This window comes from Streptomyces sp. SID14515, assembly GCF_010548505.1.
GTDB classification, from domain to species: domain Bacteria; phylum Actinomycetota; class Actinomycetes; order Streptomycetales; family Streptomycetaceae; genus Streptomyces; species Streptomyces caviscabies.
In genome coordinates this window covers 84,508-103,578 of sequence record NZ_JAAGMH010000134.1, presented here as the reverse complement: position 1 = coordinate 103,578, position 19,071 = coordinate 84,508, and the positions used below count along the sequence as shown (strand labels likewise).

The window sequence follows — 19,071 nt, the reverse complement described above, 5'->3', positions numbered from 1 at the left end:
GCTCACCGAGCCACAGGACCGTGTACCGCCGTGCGAGGGCCGTCGGCCGCCCTCACGTATGCGTCACAGTTCCAACACATCCGGAGCATTCTGCCCACCTGCTCGCCCACCCGGTCGTTACGGTCGTTCCTCCGCGAACCACCCTTGGGGGACAAATGACTTGGAACAACCAGACCCAGCCGCAGTGGGGACAGCCTCCGGCGCCGCCTTCGACACCGCCCGGAGCGCGACCGGGTTGGGCACGGAAGCGCGTCGTGATCCCTTCCGCGCTCGGCCTGTTCTTCGTCGGTGTGATCATCGGCAGCGCCGGGAGCGGCGGTACGGAGACCACGAGCGGTGCGAGGCCCGCACCTGGAGTCACAGTCACGGTCACCGCGACCGCTGAACCCAAGCCGGTGGACGCCTCCGACGACAAACCCGCCGACCCGAAGGAGAAGGCGAAGCCCACCGCCGAGAGCTCGGGCAAGGAAGCACCCGTGCCGGACTTCGTCGGCATGGGCCTCCAGTCGGCGCAGGACACCGCCCAGGCGAAGGGCTTCTACGGCCTCACGTCCCACGACAGTCTGGGACGGGACCGGATGCAGGTCCTCGACCGGAACTGGAAGGTCTGCTCGCAGAACGTCAAGGCGGGCAGAACCGTGTCCACGGAGACCGGGCTGGACTTCGGCTCGGTGAAGCTCGAGGAGGACTGTCCCGCCAAGGACGAACAGCCTCTGGAATCGGCGGGCGGCCGGATGCCGGACCTCGGTGGCAAGTCGGTGAAGGCGGCGCGGGGGGCACTCGACTCGGGCACCTCGGTGACCGTGACGGACGCCGCCGAAGACCGCATGGTGCTGCTGGAGAGCAACTGGAAGGTCTGTACCCAGGCGCCCGGACCCGGCGTGAAGCTGAAGGGGCAGCCTGTGGAGATCACCGCGGTGAAGTTCGAGGAGGAATGTCCTTGACCCCGCTCCCTTCCTCTCCGTACGCGAACGCCCAGGGGCGATTTCCGGACAGGGACGGGCGGGGACGAACAGGCATCGACAGGGCAGCGCGACCCGGAGGCCGTCCCGCGGCCCCGTGCGGCTTCCGGCTGCGGCCCATCGACGGGTTGGAGCCGCCCGATAAGGTAATGGCCGAATAAAGAGATCGCCAAGTGCGCGCACGCCGCCGCACGTCTCGGGAGGAAGCCATGGGAACCCGCCGCACGTCACTGCCCGGAGTGGGTGCTCAGTACGACTTCACGACCGAGACAGGGCAGCACATCTCGGTCGTCGTCCACCACGACGGACGCCGGTTCATCGGGTTCTACGAACAGGACGACCCTGATTCGTGCCAACTCTCCGTCCCCCTGACGACGGCCGAGGCCACCGCGCTCGCGCACCTCATCGATCCGGCGCCCATCGACGCCGTACGGACCGAGGGCATCGACCTCGTCACCGAGCACATCCCGCTCGGGTCCCGCTCCCCGTACGGCGGGCGGCTGCTGGGGGAGACGCGGGCGCGGACGCGGACCGGGGCGTCCATCGTGGCGGTGCTGCGCACCCACAGCGCGCACCCGTCGCCGGAACCGGATTTTCGACTGGCCATCGGGGACACTCTCGTCGCCGTCGGTACGCGTGAGGGCGTCGACGCGCTCTCCGAGATCATTGCGGAGGGCTGACCGTGCATGACACGACTGCATTGCTGGTGGAGCTGGGGGCCGTCATCCTCGGGCTGGGGCTCGTCGGGCGGTTCGCCGGGCGGATAGGGCTCTCTCCGATTCCGCTCTACCTCCTCGCCGGGCTGGCGTTCGGGCACGGTGGGCTGATCCCGCTCGACGCGAGCGAGGAATTCACCATGGTGGGCGCCGAGATCGGCGTCATCCTGCTCCTTCTGCTGCTGGGGCTCGAATACAGCGCCTCGGAGCTGGTCACCAGTCTGAAGACGCAGTACCCGTCCGGTGCCGTGGACTTCGTCCTCAACGCGACGCCCGGCGCCGTCGCCGCACTGATCCTCGGCTGGGGTCCCGTCGGCGCGGTCGCGCTCGCCGGTGTCACCTGGATCTCGTCGTCCGGCGTGATCGCCAAGGTCATGACCGATCTCGGCCGGCTCGGCAACCGCGAGACACCCGTCATCCTCGGCGTCCTCGTCATGGAGGACCTGGCGATGGCGGTGTATCTGCCGCTGCTCACCGCCATGCTCGCCGGGGTCAGCCTGGCCGGCGGCAGCCTCGCGCTCGTGATCGCGCTCGGGGCCGTCGGGCTCGTCCTCTACCTGGCGCTCCGCCACGGCCGCCTGATCAGCCGCGCGGTCTCCTCCGACAACCCGGAGATGCTGCTCCTGGTCGTCCTCGGCCTCACCGTCCTGGTCGCCGGTGTCGCCCAGCAGCTCCAGGTGTCCGCGGCCGTCGGCGCGTTCCTCGTCGGCATCGCGCTCTCCGGCGAGGTCGCCGAGGGCGCCCGCAAGCTGCTCACGCCGCTGCGGGACCTGTTCGCCGCCGTGTTCTTCGTCTTCTTCGGGCTCTCCACGAACCCGGCCGACATCCCGCCGGTGCTGCTGCCCGCGGCCCTGCTGGCCATCGTCACCGTCTTCACCAAGATCGCCACCGGCTACTACGCGGCCCGCCGCGCCGGAGTCGGCTCGCGCGGTCGCTGGCGGGCGGGCGGCACCCTCGTGGCGCGCGGTGAGTTCTCCATCGTCATCGCCGGTCTGGCCGTGGCCACCGAACCGCGCATCGGCCCCATCGCCACCGCGTACGTCCTGATCCTCGTCATCGTCGGCCCGCTCACCGCCCGGTGGACGCAGCCCATCGCCGCGAAGATCGAGGCCCGGCGCGGCGGCGGCAAGGGCACGGGCGACGCGGCGGCGAAGGAGCCCGTCGCGAAGTCCGCGCCCGAGCGCCGGCTGCCCACGCACGACGACCTCACCCCGGAACCGGCGGGCGAGAAGCACGAGTAGGCGCGCGCCCGCCACCGACCGCCGATCGCGGATCGCGGATCGCGGATCGCGGACGACGAAGCCCCCGGACATCTGCCTGGTGTCCGGGGGCTTCGTCGTCCGTACGTCACGTCTCAGTGCGCGATGCCGTCGATCAGTTCCCGCGCTCTCTGCCGGAGCAGCGCCACCGCGACGGACGTGCCCAGGGTGGCCGGGTCCAGCGGCCCCGCCCATTCGTGCGCGTTCAGCACGGTCTTGCCGTCGGGCGTGAACACCTTCGCCCGCAGCGAGAGGTCGCCGTTCCGCTCGACCTGCGCGTACCCGGCGATCGGGCTGTTGCAGTGGCCCTGCAGCACATGGAGGAACATCCGCTCGGCGGTCGTCTCGCGGTACGCCGCCGGGTCGCCGAGGGCGCTGAGATCGCCCATCCACTTGTCGCCGGTCGTCCGGACCGGGACGACCTCGGTACGGATGCCGGGGTGGAAATCGGCCAACTCGGCGCGCACCCGCTCCACCTGGGCGAGCGCCATCGGGGAGTCGCGGGACACGATGCGGATCAGATCGGCGGACATGGCGACCACGATAGAGGGTCGGGCACGGGTTCCGTGGAACGAACCCTCCGTCACTTCCGGTTCACGCAAAGGCTGTTGAGTATCGCTCAGCCGTACGGGACGGCATCCGGCCGATGCGTGTCCGAAGGCCGCGGAGCGGCTCGTTCTCGGCGCCCGGGGGCGCCTCGGCTGTTAATCTCTACATGTTTGTAGAGATGCTCGGCGTAGGGAGATGTCATGGCTCTGTGGGATCGCATCAAGGAATCCGCGTCGTCGATGCAGACGCAGTTGGAGGCGAAGAAGAACGAGCTGAAGTCGGGGTCGTTCCGGGACGCGAGCATGGCCATGTGCGCCCTGGTCGCCGCCGCCGACGGTTCCGTCGACCCGTCCGAGCGCCAGCGCGTCGCGGCGCTCATCGCGTCCAACGACGTCCTGCGGAACTTCCCCGCGGACGACCTCCAGCGGCGTTTCAACGCGTACGTCGACCAGCTCACCGCCGACTTCGCCCTCGGCAAGGTCAGCGTGGTCCAGGAGGTCGCCAAGGCGAAGAAGAAGCCGGCCGAGGCCCGTGCGGTGATCCAGATCGGCATCGTCATCGGCGGCGCCGACGGCGACTTCGACGCGACCGAGCAGGCCGTCGTGCGGGAGGCGTGCTTCGCGCTCGACCTGCCGCCGCACGAGTTCGACCTGTAGAGCGCGTAACACCCGGGCCGGCCGGGGCGTGTCACAGCTCCTTGGCCGGCCAGTCCAGCAACCGGGCCCCGATGACCGCCGTCTGCAGGCTGTAGCGGTGCATCGGGTCCGAGGGGTCTGACCCGGTCAACTGGTGGATGCGCTCCAGGCGGTACGTCAACGCCCTTACGCTCAGGGCCAGTCGGCGGGCCGTCTCGGCGGCAACGCAGCCCGCGTCGAAATAGACCGCCAGCGTGTTCAGCAGCGGTTCCGCACCGCCCCTCGCCTTCTGGAGCGGGCCCAGCTCGCTGCGCACCAGATCGGCCATCGCCTGCCGGTCCCGGGTCAGCACCGGGTAGACCATCAGGTCCGAGGCGTACAGCACGGGGTCGTCCATTCCCATCCGGTCCGCCAGATCGAGGGCTTCGAGCGCCTCGTCGTACGAGTGGACCACCCCGCCCGGACCCTTGTGCGGGCGGCCGACCGCGACCCGGCCGCCGTCCGTCGCCGCGTGCGCCTGCTTGGCGAAGTAGCGCAGGACATCGGGCTGGCTGCCCGGGGCGATGCAGACGATCCGGCCGTCCTTCGTCGTCAGCAGGATCTTGCGGCCGCTGAACCGCGTCAACAGCGCCGTCTCCACACTGCGCGGCACCGCGTCCGTCTCCGTGTACGCCTCCGGGCCCGACGCCACCGCGACCGCGTGCGCCCGGGAAAGCCGCAGGCCGAAGCGGGTCGCGCGCTCCGCGAGCCGGACCAGATCGCTGCGCCCGTAGAGCAGGTCGTCGATGAATTCCCGGCGCGCCGCCTCCTCCCGCCGTACGGTGAGCCGTTGGGCGCGCTCGAAGCCCTCGGCGAACGCGTCGATCGCCTGTTCCACCGCGGCCAGGACGGCATCGGTCACGGCGGGGGAGTTTCCGGCAGCGGCGCGCGGCCAGGCCTCACGTGTCTGTGCCAGATGCATCGTCACCAGGGCGCGCAGCTGATGCCCGGCGTCCGCCGCCGCACGCCCGAGTGCTCGGCGCGCCTCCAGTTCGTTACGCGTCAGACGCCTTCCGGTCAGGGCGACTTCACCCAGGATATGGGCATAATTGCCCAGCATTTCCTCGGGAATCCTTGGCTCGGCCACGCACTCTCCTTCAGCCTTGCAACAGTCCTGTCATTTCCCCAACGCACACGGGGCGGTGCCGGTGCCCGGCATTAGCAAAGCGTAAAGATTGCCGGGATCCGGCAATGCGCTGGGCGGGCCCCCGGTGACAGGATCAGGTCAGCAACAACACGGGGGAAGCACACGGGGGAGCACGGGGAACGGGGGAACGGGAGCCCTTCGCGGGTCTCGGATCCCGGATCGTCCACGGGGGACCACGGACGGTTCGAGGAGGGTTCGGGATCCGGTGGGAGGGCTCCATCGGGGGAACAACCCGGCCGCTGCGGCAGGCACCGACAGTGCCGCAGCGGCCGGGGCCCCGGCGCCCGCCGACCGGCCGCTCGCCACCCCCGTACCGGCATCAAAAGGTCGCGCACCGCCTCAGGGCCCGTGCGCAGGACGCAGGGGGTGGGACCGTTGGGCGAGTTCCTGAGCGCGGCGCTCGGATTCCCCGCTGTCATCTTCGGCGCCGCTCTGGTCGTCGTCGTCTGCTTCTGGCTGCTGGTGCTGGCCGGGGCCGCCGGTCACGACTCCTTCGACGCGGACCTCGACACCGGCCCGGCCGGTCTCGGCGGTGTACCGGTCTCCGTCTCCGTCTCCCTGCTGGTCGTCTTCTCCTGGTTCGGCAGCCTGACCGGCACCGTTCTGCTGCGCCACAGCGGGACCGGCACCACCACCCGCGCCGTGCTCGCCGTCGCCGTGCTCGCCGGTTCGCTGCTCCTCGCCTGGGGAGCCGTCCGCCTCCTCGTCCACCGCTTCCGCCGGTATTTCCCGGCGGAACCTCCGCCATCGAGGCTGGACTTCGTCGGGAGCGTCTGCACGATCCGCACCGGCTCCGTCACCGCGACGTTCGGCCAGGCCGAGGTCGTGTCCTACGACGGATCGACGGCCATCGTGCAGGTCCGCCGGGCCGAGCCCTTCCCGCTCCCCGGACCGGGTGCGGAGGAAGCGCCGCTCGTCATGGGCGGCTCCGGACTCCTCTACGCGTACGACGAGGACGGCGAGTTCTTCTGGGTCTCGCCCTACGACGCGGCGCTCGATCCCGGTCCGAACGCCCGACCGCAGCAGCAGCTGCCGGGCGGGGCGGACAGCTGACCCGGCCGATCCGGGTGGCCCGGTTTCCCGGGTGACCCGTCCGGCCCGGGTGATCCGGCCGGACGACCCGGGTCAGCGGTTCACCGGGGCGGCCGGGGCAGCCTGATCGGCCTGGTCCGACCGGCGCTTCGAGACTTCGAGGCTTCGGGGCTTCGGCGCTTCGGGGCTTCGGACCGTCCTGACGGAACTGCCCGCCGCCCGTCCCCGTAACGGCCGGCCACCCCTACTTCGCTTGTGCCACTTCCGTACCGACAAGCCGCCAAGGACTCTTCTATGGATGCCATCTCCTTGGGCATCGGCGTGCTCATCGCCGTTGTCCTGCTCATCGTCATCGCCATCGCCTTCGTCATCACCCGCCTGTTCCGCAAGGTCGAGCAGGGCAAAGCGCTGATCATCTCCAAGACCAAGAAGGTCGACGTAACCTTCACCGGCGCCGTCGTCCTGCCCGTGCTCCACAAGGCCGAGACGATGGACATCTCGGTGAAGACGATCGAGATCCGCCGCGCCGGGCGCGAGGGTCTGATCTGCCAGGACAACATCCGCGCCGACATCCAGATCACCTTCTTCGTCCGGGTCAACAAGACCGTCGAGGACGTCATCAAGGTCGCGCAGTCCATCGGTACGGCACGGGCGAGCGACAAGGTCGCCATCCAGGAGTTCTTCGCCGCGAAGTTCTCCGAGGCGCTCAAGACCGTCGGCAAGCAGCTCGACTTCGTCGACCTGTACACCAAGCGCGAGGAGTTCCGGGACCGGATCATCCAGGTCATCGGCACCGACCTGAACGGCTACCACCTCGACGACGCCGCGATCGACTTCCTGGAGCAGACCCCGATGGCCCAGCTCGACGGGGCCAACATCCTGGACGCCCAGGGCATCCGGAAGATCACCGAGCTGACCGCGATCGAGCACGTACGCACCAACGAGTTCCAGCGCACCGAGCAGAAGGAGATCACCCGGCAGGACGTCGACGCCCGCGAGACGATCCTGGAGCTGGAGCGCCGGCAGGCCGAGGCGGAGATCAAGCAGCGCCGCGAGGTCGAGACGCTGCGGGCCCGCGAGGAGGCGGCCACCGCCCGGGTGCAGGAGGAGGAGCGGCTCGGTTCGCAGAGCGCGTTCATCAAGACCGAGGAGCAGCTCGGCATCCAGCGCGAGAACCAGGCGCGGGAGATCGCCGTCGCGCAGAAGAACCGTGAGCGCGTCATCGCCGTCGAGAGCGAGCGCATCGAGAAGGACCGGATGCTGGAGGTCATCGGGCGTGAGCGCGAGACCGAGCTGAACCGGATCGCCGCCACGAAGGAGGTCGAGGCCGAGCGCCGCGAGGTCGCCGACGTCATCCGGGAGCGGATCGCGGTGGACCGCACGGTCGCCGAGCAGGAGGAGTCGATCCTCACCCTGCGCGCCGTCGAGGACGCCGAGCGGTCCCGCAGGTCGGTCATCATCGCGGCCGAGGCGGAGGCCCAGGAGAAGCTGGTCAAGGACATCAAGGCGGCCGAGGCCGCGGAGGCGGCGTCCACGCACCTGGCGGCCGAGCAGCTCACGCTCGCCGAGGCGCGGCTCAAGACCGCGGACCTCGACGCGCAGGCCAAGCTGCGGCTCGCCGAGGGCATCCAGGCCGAGACGGCCGCGCCGGGGCTCGCCGCCGTACAGGTGCGCGACGCGGAGGCGGACGTCACCGAGAAGGCCGGTCTCGCGGAGGCCGAGGCGACGGCGGCCCGGCTCAAGGCCGAGGCGGAGGGCTCGCGGCTCAAGGCGCTCGCCGAGGCGGAGGGCACCCAGGCGCGGGCGACCGCCGACGCGGCGGTCATCGGCGAGAAGCTGAAGGCGGAGGCCGCGGGGCTCACGGAGAAGGCGGCCGCGATGGCGGCGCTGGACGAGGCGTCGCGCGGGCACGAGGAGTACCGCCTGCGGCTCGACGCGGAGAAGGAGATCCGGCTGGCCGGCCTGGAGGTGCAGCGGCAGGTCGCCGAATCGCAGGCGACGGTCCTCGCGACGGGTCTGGAGAACGCCGACATCGACATCGTCGGCGGGGAGTCCGTCTTCTTCGACCGGCTCGTGTCGTCGATCTCGCTCGGCAAGGCGGTGGACGGGTTCGTGGACAACTCGCAGACCGCGCAGGCGTTGGCGGGGCCGTGGCTGGACGGGTCGTCGTCCTTCACGGACGACCTGAGCAGGGTGCTGGGGTCGGTCTCCACGGGCGATGTGCAGAACCTGACGGTGTCGGCGCTGTTGATGCGGCTGATGGGGTCGTCGGGTGCGGCGTCGGGGCAGGTGGAGCAGTTGCTGGCGGCGGCGAAGGAGCTGGGGCTTGCGGATCTGCCGGTGTCTTCGGTGGCCGGTACGAAGGTGGCTCCCGGGGCTGTGTCCCTGAACGGGGCCGGGGCGCAGGGGTAGGGCCGGCGTTCTCAGCCCGTCCGGCGTTTGAGGACGGAGCCCTCGGCCGGGGGGCCGGAAGGTCTGCGTGTGCGTCCCACGGGGGTGGGCGCACCAGGCCTGGCCCACCCGGTCGGGGGTTCCGTCCTCAAACGCCGGACAGGCTGGATCTCGGGGCTGCCCCCGAACGCCGGGAAGCGGGCCCAACGGCCCAACGGTTCCGTCCTCAAGCGCCGGACGGGCTGGGTGTGCCGGACGGGCTGGGTTGGCTGTACGTAGGAAGAAACACGTAGGGAGCCGTACGCATGGACAGCGACATCACCGCCACCGTCACCGCGCCGCAGGGCGGGGAGGGCGATGTGGATGCCGGTGCCTACGAGGTGCTGCGGCGGCGGCTCTCCGCGCAGGCCGGGGAGCTCGTGCGGCGGGCCGAGGCGCTCAACGTACGGCGGACCGAGGAGTTCGGGTCGACCGGGCTGCAACTGCTGGCCACCGAGCAGGTGCGCACCGAGCAGGCCTCCGTGCCGCGTGATCTCGTCGCCGTGGGCGGCCGGCTGCTGTTCGGGTTCGAGCGGGGGCCGGGTGCCCGTGGTGAGGCCGGGGTCGAGGACGTCCTCCTCGTGCGGGACGCGGACGCGGAGGACGACGCTCCCGGAGCAGAAAGCACCCTCCTCGACGACGAGGGCTTCCGGCGCGAGTTCTCCTCCCTCCACCGCTACTTCCGCGACGCCCGCCTCCTGCGGCTGCGCCGCGCCAACGGCAAGCTGCTGGCCGTCTTCCGCACCGGCGAGAACGCCGAGGACATCCGGGTGCTGCGGTGGGCGCTCGGCCCGGACGGGGCTCCGGGGGCGTTCCTCGACGCGCAGGGCGAGCGGGACCATGTCTTCCCGCCTTCGCACGACTTCGAGTGGACCGTGGCGGGACGGGACGCCCACGTTCCGGGGCGGCATCCGCACATCGCCGTCGGCAAGGGCGGCGGGCTGTTCGTCGACACGCTCGGCGGCACGCTCACCGTGAAGGTCACCGATGACACCGAGTCGCCGGACGGGATCTACGAGGAGCCCGTCGACGAGCCGTTGCAGTCGCTGGCCGACGCCGACGTCGAGTACGCGGAGGTCGGGCCGCTGGTGCTGCTGCGGGTCCGCCCGTACAAGGAGACGGACTGGCGGTATCTCGTCTTCAACTCGCTGCTCTCCAGCGTCCAGCGGCTCGACTCCATCGGGCCCGCGTGCCACCGGCTGCCCGAGGACCAGGGGATCATCTTCCCCGGCGGCTACTACCTCACCACCGGCACCGCGAAGACCTTCGACACCGCCGAGGAGCTGACCGAGCCGGTCTTCGAGGGCGCGGTCCGCTCGCCCAACGGCGAGGACGTGCTCTACGTCTTCCGCTCCCGCGACGGCCTCCGCAGCCTCCTCCTCCCCTACAACCTGATCCGCCAGGAGGTCGCCACCCCGCTGACCGGGCGCGGGCACGCGCTGCTGGACGACGGCACGCTGATCCTGCTCCGGGACAACCCGGACGGGCCGGCCCGGGTGCACCCGTTGCAGCGCTGGCAGACCCCGTACGTCTCCGACACCTACGCCGCCGCCCGGCCCGCCGGGACCGGGCCGCTCGCCCGGACCGGCAACGCCGACCTCGTACGCGGGATCTCGGACTGCCTCGCGCTCGCGCACGGCGTTCAGGACATGACGCCGACGACCGCCGTCTACGGGCAGCTCGCCGCCGACTGCGCCCGTGCCCAGGACCGGTACCACTGGCTGTCCGACCCCGAACTGGGTTCGCTGGCCCAGCCGTTGGGTGAGCTGCGGGCGACCGCGCAGCAGGTGCTGGCCGAGTTCACCGCCGTACAGGAGCTGACCCGGCGGGCCGCCGACGCGCTGGAGGAGACGGCCGCCCGGATCACCGCGCTGGTGCGGCGGGTACGCGGCGAGGTGCCCGGGTCGGCGTCCGTCTGGGTCGAGCGGCTGACCGAACTGCGCCAGGCGCACGGTCACTTGGCGACGGTCGGCGAGATGCGGTACGCCGATGTCGAGCGAATCGCGGAGCTGTCCGCCCGGACCGAGGACGACATCGCGTCCGCCGCCCAGCGGGCCGTGTCGTTCCTGGCCCGTGAGGATGCCTTCGACGGATACCACGAGGACATCGCGGGCCTGGTGGCCGAAGCGGGTGCGCTGGAGACCGTACGGGACGCCTCCGCGGTGACCGACCGGCTGTCCGCGATGACGGAGGGGCTGGCCACCGTCACGGACGTGGTCGCCGGTCTCGACATCGGCGACGCCACCGTGCGTACGTCGATCCTGGAGCGGATCGCCGAGGTGCTGGGCGGCGCGAACCGGGCCCGCGCCACGCTGGACGCGCGCCGCCGGGAGCTGCTGTCGAAGGAGGGGCGGGCCGAGTTCGCCGCCGAGTTCGCGCTGCTCGGGCAGGCCGTCACGGGCGCGCTGGCCGCCGCCGATTCGCCGGAGGCCTGTGACGACCAACTGGCGCGGCTGCTGCTCCAGTTGGAGAACCTGGAGTCGCGGTTCGCGGAGTTCGACGACTTCCTCGCCGAGCTGGCCGAGCGCCGCACCGAGGTGTACGAGGCGTTCTCGGCGCGCAAGCAGACCCTCCAGGACGAGCGGGCGCGGCGCGCGGAGCGGCTGGCCGGGTCGGCGGACCGGGTGCTCGACACCATCGCCCGGCGGGTCGCCTCGCTGGAGGACCTCGACGCCGTCCACACCTACTTCGCCTCCGACCCGATGGTCGCCAAGGTCCGCCGGACCGCCGACGAGCTGCGTGAACTGGGCGACCCCGTAAGGGCCGAGGAGCTGGACGGGCGGCTGAAGGCGGCCCGTCAGGAGGCGGGCCGCGCCCTGCGCGACCGCACCGAGCTGTACGCGGACGGCGGGTCCGTGATCAAGCTGGGCCGCCACCGGTTCGCCGTGAACACCCAGCCGTTCGACCTGACGCTCGTGCCCGCCGGGGACAGCCTCGCCTTCGCGCTGACCGGGACCGACTACCGGGCTCCGGTCACCGACCCGGAGTTCGCGGCGGCCCGGCCGTACTGGGAGCAGCTGCTCCCCTCGGAGAACGCCGCCGTCTACCGGGCCGAGCATCTGGCCGCCCGGCTCCTCGACGAGCACGGGGTCGGACATCTCACCTCGCTCGCCGACGCCGAACTGGCCGCCCTCGTACGGGAGTCGGCTGCCGAGGCCTACGACGAGGGGTACACCCGGGGCGTCCATGACGAAGACGCCACCGCGATCCTGGCCGCCCTGCTGCGGCTGCACGCGGACGCCGGACTGCTGCGCCACGAGCCGGCCGTCCGCGCGGCGGCCCAGCTCTTCTGGGCGTACGGCTCCGACGAGGCGCGGCGCACCTCCTGGACCAGGCGCGCGGTCTCCCTGGCCCGGGCCCGCGACACCTTCGGGCTCGCCCCGGCCATCGCGGTGCTCCAGGAGGAGTGGGCGTCGGCGATCGGCTCCCCGTCGCCCTCCGCACCGGCCCACGCCGTCGCCGCGTACCTCTTCGAGGAGCTGACCACCGGGCCCTCCGGGTTCGTCGTGGGCTCTCCGATCCGGGCCTTCCTGGAAGCCTTCCACCGGGCGGCGGGACCCGACGCGTACGCGGACGACCTGGCGGCCCTCGGCGACGACCTGGCCGCGCGCCGGCAGCTCGTGGAGGGCTGGCTCGCCCCGTACGCCGAGGCCACGGGGGCGGGCCTCGGCGACGGCGATCTGGCGGAGGCCGTGGCGGTGGAGCTCTGCCCGGAGCTGGAGCGGTACGCGTGCGACGCGCCGCTCACCGAGCGTCTTGAGGGCCTCCTCGGCGACCACCCGCGCATCGCGGGCGGCGGGGTCCTCACCGTACGGATCGACGAACTCCTCGCCCGTACCGCCGAGTTCCGCAACGACACCGTGCCCGGCTTCCGCGCCTACCAGCGGCTGCGGACCTCGCTGGTGAACGCCGAGCGCGGCCGGCTGCGGCTGGACGACCACCGGCCGCGCGTGATGTCGGCGTTCGTCCGCAACCGGCTGCTCGACGAGGTGTACCTGCCGCTGATCGGCGACAGCCTGGCCAAGCAGCTCGGCACCGCCGACGCCGACCGGCGCACGGACTCGCAGGGCATGCTGCTGCTCGTCTCGCCGCCCGGCTACGGCAAGACGACGCTGATGGAGTACGTCGCGGACCGGCTCGGGATGGTCCTCGTCAAGATCAGCGGTCCGAACCTGGGTCACGACGTGACCTCGCTCGACCCGGACCAGGCTCCGAGCGCCACCGCCCGGCAGGAGATCGAGAAGATCAACTTCGCCCTGGAGGCGGGCAACAACACGCTCCTCTACCTCGACGACATCCAGCACACCTCGCCCGAACTGCTCCAGAAGTTCATCCCGTTGTGCGACGCCACCCGCCGTATCGAGGGCGTGCGGGACGGCGAGCCGCGCAGCTACGACCTGCGGGGCAAGCGGTTCGCGGTGTGCATGGCGGGCAACCCGTACACCGAGTCCGGCGAGCAGTTCCGGATCCCGGACATGCTCGCCAACCGGGCCGACGTCTGGAACCTCGGCGAGGTCCTCAGTGGCCGGGACGACGTCTTCGCGCTGAGCTTCGTGGAGAACGCGCTGACCGCCAACCCGGTCCTCGCCCCGCTGGCCGCCCGCTCCCGGGACGATCTGGCGCTGCTGGTGCGGCTGGCGGGCGGCAGCGATCCGGCCGCGCGCGCGGAGCACCTGGAACACCCGTACAGCGCAGCCGAGTTGGATCGAATCCTGGCGGTACTGCGCCATCTGCTCACGGCCCGGGACACCGTGCTCGCGGTGAACGCGGCGTACATCGCCTCGGCCGCGCAGACGGACGCCACACGCACCGAGCCGCCGTTCCGGCTCCAGGGCTCCTACCGCAACATGAACAAGATCGCCGAGCGGATCGTGCCCGTCATGAACGACGACGAGCTGTCCGCCGTCGTCGAGGACCACTACGCGGGCGAGGCCCAGACGCTCACCACCGGCGCCGAGGCCAACCTGCTGAAGCTGGCCGCCCTGCGCTCCAAGCTCACCGCCGAACAGGCCGAGCGGTGGGCGGCGATCACCGCCTCCTACGTCCGTACGCAGGCGCTCGGCGGGCCGGACGGCGACCCGATGACCCGGGCGGTGGCCGCGCTCGGACTGCTCGCGGACCGGATCGCGGCGGTCGAGACGGCGATCCAACGGGCGGCTGACCCCCGGCACCTGCTGGCCGGTCCGGCGGCCCCGGCGCACCCGCCACACCCGGTGAACCCGCAGGTCACGGCGTACGAGCGGGCCGCCGTGAACCCGCCGCACCCGGTCGACGACCAGGCCGTGCCCGACCGTCGTGCGAAGATCACAAACACTCCACACTGATCGGGACCGATCGGGAAGACCGAGCCGGAAGGATCACGGCATGCTGGGTTTCGTGCCTCCACTTCCTCAGCAACCGGGACGGCCGCCGTCCACCGGCCACATGATCGTCTGCGGTGACGACGCCCTGGCTCGCCGGCTCGCCGTGGAGCTGCGCTTCGTCTACGGGGAGCGGGTCACGCTGCTCCTGCCGCCGGGCCGGGACGCGAACAGCCCGGAGACGCCGCTGACCCAACGGGGGCGGGCGGCCGCCCTGTTCGGCCGGATGTCGGCGGCGATGAACCGCGCGGGCAACGGCGGCGGGACCACCGGCGGCAGCGGCGACACCAACGCCGGAGTCGAGGCAGTCCGCATCATGGAGGCCCCCGAGCCCTCCGACGACGTCCTGGAGGAAGCGGGCGTCGACCGGGCCGCCGCCCTCGCACTCGTCTACGACGACGACGAGCGCAACATCCGCGCCGCCCTGACCGCCCGCCGCCTCAACCCCCGTCTGCGGCTGGTGATCCGGCTCTACAACCGCAAGCTCGGCCAGCATCTGGAGGAGCTGCTGGACCAGGCGGCGGCCGTCGCCATGCCCGGCATCGATCCGGCGCTGCTGGACGCCTCCACCACCGTCCTGTCCGACGCCGACACCGCGGCCCCGGCCCTCGCCGCCACCGCGCTGACCGGCAGCAGCAAGATCATCCAGGCCGAGGGGCTGCTCCTGCGCGCCGCCGAGCGCCCTCCGCCGCGCCCCGGCGAGACGGCCGACCCCGGCCTGTGCACCCTCGCCCTGCTCTCCTCCACCACCAACGACCCGGCGGGCGCGGAGGGTTCGGACAGCAGCGGCGACGAGGCCCCGCAACTGCTGCCCGACGAGAGCGCCATCGCCGCCGCGACCGGCCGGGGCACGGTGGTCCTCGAAGCGGTCAGCCGGGCCGACCCGGACCGTCCGGCCACCCGCATGGGCGGCCGGGGCGCCCCGCTCTCCCAGGTCTTCTCCCGCAGGCTGCGCTGGTCGGCCCTCGGCGTCGCGCTCGCGGCACTCGCCCTGGTGGTCGCCTCGCTCCTCACCACCGAGGACAGCCTCATCCACTCCACCTATCTGACCCTGCTCGACCTGCTCGGCATGAACGACCCGTCGGAGGACGGCACGACGGCCCGGAAGATCATCCAGCTCCTCTCCGGCGTCGCCGGGCTGCTCCTGCTCCCGCTGCTGCTCGCCGCCGTCCTGGAGGCGTTCGGCACCCTGCGCACCGCCTCCTCGCTGCGCCGCCCGCCACGCGGTCTGTCGGGGCATGTGGTGCTGCTGGGGCTCGGCAAGATCGGTACCCGCGTCCTCGTACGCCTCCGCGAACTCGACATCCCCGTGGTCGTCGTCGAGGAGGACCCCGACGCGCGCGGCATTCCGCTGGCCCGTTCGATGCATGTGCCGACCGTCATCGGCGACGTCACCCAGGAAGGCGTCCTCGAAGCGGCCAAGATCCGCCGCGCCCACGCCCTCCTCGCGCTCACCAGCATCGACACGACGAACCTGGAAGCGGCGCTGTACGCCCGCTCGGTGAAGCCGGACCTGAGGGTGGCGCTGCGGCTGTACGACGACGAGTTCGCCACCGCCGTCTACCGCACCCTGCGCACCGCGCACCCCCAGGCCCTGACCCGCTCCCGCTCGGTCTCCCATCTGGCCGCGCCGTCGTTCGCGGTCGCCATGATGGGCCGCCAGATCCTCGGCGCGGTCCCGGTCGAGCGCAAGGTCATGCTGTTCGCGGCCCTGGAGGTCGCGGGGCACCCGCAGTTGGAGGGCCACACGGTCGAGCAGGCGTTCCGGGCGGGCGCCTGGCGGGTCCTGGCCATCGACGCCACCCCGCCCGCCGACCGCAACCCGGACCTCGCCGCCCCTCCGCCGTTCGACCCGGAGGGCGACACGACACCGCCGCCCTCCGGCCTGGTCTGGGACCTGCACCCCGGCTACGTCCTGCGCGCCCAGGACCGGGTGGTGATCGCCGCCACCCGCCGCGGACTCGCGGAGCTGCTGCGGCGGCAGCGGTCGGTGGTGCCGGGGCGGTAGGGCGGCCGGGGCTCGCCCCCGGTGGCCGCCGACCGCCGACCGTCGCGGGCGTCTCGGCGGCGGGCCCGGTGGCCCCGGGCTGCCGGAACGCCACCGAGGGCTACCGGAACGCGCCCATCGCCTCCCGCACCTCGTCCAGCGTGGCTTCCGCCAGCGCGTTCGCCCGCTCGTTGCCGGCGCGGAGCACCGACCGCACGTACGGCAGGTCCTTCGCGTACTCCGCCCGCCGGGCCCGGAAGGCGGCCAGGTGGCCGTTGACCGCGTCGGTCACCGTCCGCTTGAGCGCGGCGGCCCCGCCGTCGCCGATCTCCGCCGCGACCTCGTGCGGGCCCCGCTCCAGGCAGAGGGCGGCCAGCAGCACCAGCGAGGAGACGTTGGGGCGGGCGTCGGGGTCGTACGTGATGTGCCGGTCGGCGTCCGTCGTCGCGCCCTTGATCAGGCGGGCCGTTTCGTCGGCGGTGGCGGAGAGCGGCACGGAATTGGCCCGGCTCTTGCTCATCTTCGTACCGTCCGTGCCGAGCAGCAGGGGCGCGGCGGAGAGCAGGATGTCCGGTTCCGGGAAGACATCGCCGTACCGCTCGTTGAAACGGCGGGCGATGGTCCGGGTGACTTCCAGGTGGGGCGCCTGGTCCCGGCCGACCGGGACCAGGTTGCCCTTGCAGGACAGGATGTCGGCGGCCTGGTGGACCGGGTAGGTGAGCATCAGCCCGCTGACCGTGGACTGCCGGGAGTGCGCGATCTCGTCCTTGACGGTGGGGTTGCGGTTCAGCTCCGCGACGGAGACGAGGCTGAGGAAGGGCAGCATGAGCTGGTTGAGCGCGGGAACGGCGCTGTGGCAGAAGACGGTGGACCGGGCGGGGTCGAGACCGAGGGCCAGATAGTCCAGGAGCAGCCCGTCGGTGTACTCCCCCAGCCGCTCCGCGGTGTCCCGGTCGGTGATGACCTGGTAGTCGGGGATGAGGACGATGACGTCCACGCCGAGGTTCTGGAGGCGGAGCCGGTTGAGCAGGGAGCCGAAGTAGTGGCCGAGGTGAAGGGCTCCGGTGGGGCGGTCCCCGGTGAGGACCCGGAAGCTGCCGGGGTCCTGGGCGATACGGCGCTCCAGCTCGGAGCTGCGGAGCTCGGCCGGGGCGGCAGCCGGGGCGGCCGGGGCGAGTGCGGTGGGCGCTGTGCCGGTGGCGGCGGGTGCGGCGGGTGCGGGGGCGGTGCTGGTCATGGGATCGGGTCTCTCCTCGCGTGGATGGTGCGTGGAGGACGGCCCCGCCGGTGAGCGCCGCTGCGCTTCGTCTCCGTGTCCGCGCCGTACGAGGTGCCGTACAGGTGCCGTACAGGTGCCGTACGAGGGCAGCGAAAAGGGCCGTCCATGTCGAACGGCCCTGGTTCCGTGCAGATGCTGTGGCCGCTCCTAGGAGGAGCGCCACCAGTTTCGGTACGGGACGGAGGTCATGCGCTTCAGTATAGAGGGGGCCCACTTCACATAAGGGTCTGTTTCGTTCATACGAGGGGCCACTCCGGTCATCACAGGGCCACTCCGTTCACCACGGGGCTACTTCGGCGCGTGCTCGCCCACGTAGAAGAGGAGCCAGATGAACCCGGCGAACAGGTGCGTCGCGAAGACGTAGACGAAGACGCGCACGAACACTCCGCGCGCCTTCCACTCCTCGCTGTTGCTCTTCAGCTCGCTCACCGTTCCAGAGTACGCCCGGCCGCGAAGGGCGCCCGGCCGTGCGGAATAGGACGGAGGGGGGTCCCGTTGTAGGGTGTAGTTCAACGTTCAACCAAATTGGTCAGGGCCTCCGGATCCCCGGATTCCCGGCCGGGACCCAGGAAGGCGGACGCCATGCAGTTCGGGATCTTCACCGTCGGAGACGTCACGACCGACCCGACCACCGGCCGGGCCCCCACCGAGAACGAGCGGATCAAGGCGACCCTGGCCATCGCGCAGAAGGCCGAGGAGGTCAGCCTGGACGTCTTCGCGACCGGCGAGCACCACAACCCGCCGTTCGTCCCGTCCTCCCCGACGACGACCCTCGGCTACATCGCCGCCCGCACCGAGAACCTGATCCTGTCCACCTCCACCACGCTGATCACCACCAACGACCCGGTGAAGATCGCCGAGGACTACGCCACCCTCCAGCACCTCGCGGACGGCCGCGTCGACCTGATGATGGGCCGGGGCAACACCGGACCGGTCTACCCGTGGTTCGGCAAGGACATCCGCCAGGGCATCCCGATGGCCATCGAGAACTACGCCCTGCTGCACAAGCTGTGGCGCGAGGACGTCGTGGACTGGGAGGGCAAGTTCCGTACGCCGCTCCAGTCCTTCACCGCCACCCCGCGCCCGCTGGACGGCGTCCCGCCGTTCGTCTGGCACGGCTCCATCCGCTCGCCGGAGATCGCCGAGCAGGCCGCTTACTACGGCGACGGCTTCTTCCACAACAACATCTTCTGGCCCATGGAGCACACCAAGAAGATGGTCGACCTCTACCGCCGCCGCTACGCCCACTACGGGCATGGCACCGCCGAACAGGCCGTCGTCGGGCTCGGCGGCCAGGTGTTCATGCGCAAGAACTCGCAGGACGCGGTACGGGAGTTCCGCCCGTACTTCGACAACGCGCCGGTCTACGGCCACGGCCCGTCCCTGGAGGACTTCACCCGCGAGACCCCGCTGACGGTGGGCTCCCCGCAGGAGGTCATCGAGCGGACGCTGACGTTCCGGGACGAGGTCGGCGACTACCAGCGCCAGCTGTTCCTGATGGACCACGCGGGGCTCCCGCTGAAGACGGTCCTGGAGCAGCTCGACATCCTCGGCGAGGAGGTCGTGCCGGTGCTGCGCAAGGAGTTCGCCAACCTGCGGCCGGCCGGGGTGCCGGAGTCCGCACCCGTCCACCCGGCGGTCGCCGCCGCCCGAGCCTCCGGAAAGGAGTCCTGACC

The 19,071-nt window shown here is 71.5% G+C and carries 13 protein-coding genes; 9 read left to right on the top strand and 4 right to left on the bottom strand.

What is annotated here, in order from left to right; all coding sequences use genetic code 11:
* Nucleotides 1–254 precede the first annotated feature (254 nt).
* The 3 genes from G3I54_RS31840 to G3I54_RS31830 all read left to right on the top strand — a co-directional run bounded on the left by G3I54_RS31840 (nt 255) and on the right by G3I54_RS31830 (nt 2,919).
* Entirely contained in the window at nt 255–944 is a 690-nt protein-coding gene (locus G3I54_RS31840; RefSeq protein WP_343240479.1) for a hypothetical protein, read from the top strand.
* A gap of 227 nt (nt 945–1,171) precedes the next feature.
* Nucleotides 1,172–1,642 (top strand): cation:proton antiporter regulatory subunit, encoded by a 471-nt coding sequence (locus G3I54_RS31835; RefSeq protein WP_164619755.1) that lies wholly within the window; start codon nt 1,172–1,174, stop codon nt 1,640–1,642.
* A gap of 2 nt (nt 1,643–1,644) precedes the next feature.
* A complete protein-coding gene (locus tag G3I54_RS31830; protein ID WP_164619753.1) occupies nt 1,645–2,919 on the top strand; it encodes a cation:proton antiporter in 1,275 nt (424 codons plus the stop codon).
* Nucleotides 2,920–3,032: 113 nt separating this feature from the next.
* Here the strand turns inward: G3I54_RS31830 and G3I54_RS31825 are convergent, their stop codons facing one another.
* Entirely contained in the window at nt 3,033–3,470 is a 438-nt protein-coding gene (locus G3I54_RS31825) for a hypothetical protein (RefSeq protein WP_164619751.1), read from the bottom strand.
* Between the two features lie 216 nt (nt 3,471–3,686).
* Between G3I54_RS31825 and G3I54_RS31820 the strand changes: the two genes are divergently transcribed.
* The gene (locus G3I54_RS31820) at nt 3,687–4,142 is read left to right on the top strand and encodes a TerB family tellurite resistance protein (protein ID WP_164619749.1); all 456 of its coding nucleotides are present in this window, start codon (nt 3,687–3,689) and stop codon (nt 4,140–4,142) included.
* A 31-nt stretch (nt 4,143–4,173) separates the two neighbouring features.
* Here G3I54_RS31820 and G3I54_RS31815 read toward each other — a convergent pair whose 3' ends face one another.
* The gene (locus G3I54_RS31815; protein ID WP_164619747.1) at nt 4,174–5,247 is read right to left on the bottom strand and encodes a helix-turn-helix domain-containing protein; all 1,074 of its coding nucleotides are present in this window, start codon (nt 5,245–5,247) and stop codon (nt 4,174–4,176) included.
* A 435-nt stretch (nt 5,248–5,682) separates the two neighbouring features.
* On the opposite strand from G3I54_RS31815, the gene G3I54_RS31810 reads away from it, so the two are divergent.
* From G3I54_RS31810 to G3I54_RS31795, 4 genes are all read left to right on the top strand, one after another.
* Complete coding sequence (locus G3I54_RS31810; protein ID WP_164619868.1) at nt 5,683–6,360, top strand: hypothetical protein; 678 nt, start codon at nt 5,683–5,685, stop codon at nt 6,358–6,360.
* A 273-nt stretch (nt 6,361–6,633) separates the two neighbouring features.
* The gene (locus G3I54_RS31805; RefSeq protein ID WP_164619745.1) at nt 6,634–8,751 is read left to right on the top strand and encodes a flotillin family protein; all 2,118 of its coding nucleotides are present in this window, start codon (nt 6,634–6,636) and stop codon (nt 8,749–8,751) included.
* A gap of 284 nt (nt 8,752–9,035) precedes the next feature.
* Nucleotides 9,036–14,093, top strand: coding sequence for a DNA repair ATPase (locus tag G3I54_RS31800; protein ID WP_164619743.1), 5,058 nt, complete (start codon nt 9,036–9,038; stop codon nt 14,091–14,093).
* Between the two features lie 40 nt (nt 14,094–14,133).
* Complete coding sequence (locus tag G3I54_RS31795) at nt 14,134–16,137, top strand: NAD(P)-binding protein (RefSeq protein WP_164619741.1); 2,004 nt, start codon at nt 14,134–14,136, stop codon at nt 16,135–16,137.
* A 100-nt stretch (nt 16,138–16,237) separates the two neighbouring features.
* Here G3I54_RS31795 and trpS read toward each other — a convergent pair whose 3' ends face one another.
* Together trpS and G3I54_RS39125 are read right to left on the bottom strand one after the other, a co-directional pair.
* Nucleotides 16,238–17,353 (bottom strand): tryptophan--tRNA ligase, encoded by a 1,116-nt coding sequence (gene trpS, locus G3I54_RS31790; RefSeq protein ID WP_164619739.1) that lies wholly within the window; start codon nt 17,351–17,353, stop codon nt 16,238–16,240.
* 330 nt (nt 17,354–17,683) lie between these two features.
* Complete coding sequence (locus tag G3I54_RS39125) at nt 17,684–17,824, bottom strand: DUF6126 family protein (RefSeq protein WP_203687479.1); 141 nt, start codon at nt 17,822–17,824, stop codon at nt 17,684–17,686.
* 153 nt (nt 17,825–17,977) lie between these two features.
* Between G3I54_RS39125 and G3I54_RS31785 the strand changes: the two genes are divergently transcribed.
* The gene (locus tag G3I54_RS31785) at nt 17,978–19,069 is read left to right on the top strand and encodes an LLM class flavin-dependent oxidoreductase (protein WP_164619737.1); all 1,092 of its coding nucleotides are present in this window, start codon (nt 17,978–17,980) and stop codon (nt 19,067–19,069) included.
* The last annotated feature ends 2 nt before the right edge of the window (nt 19,070–19,071 follow it).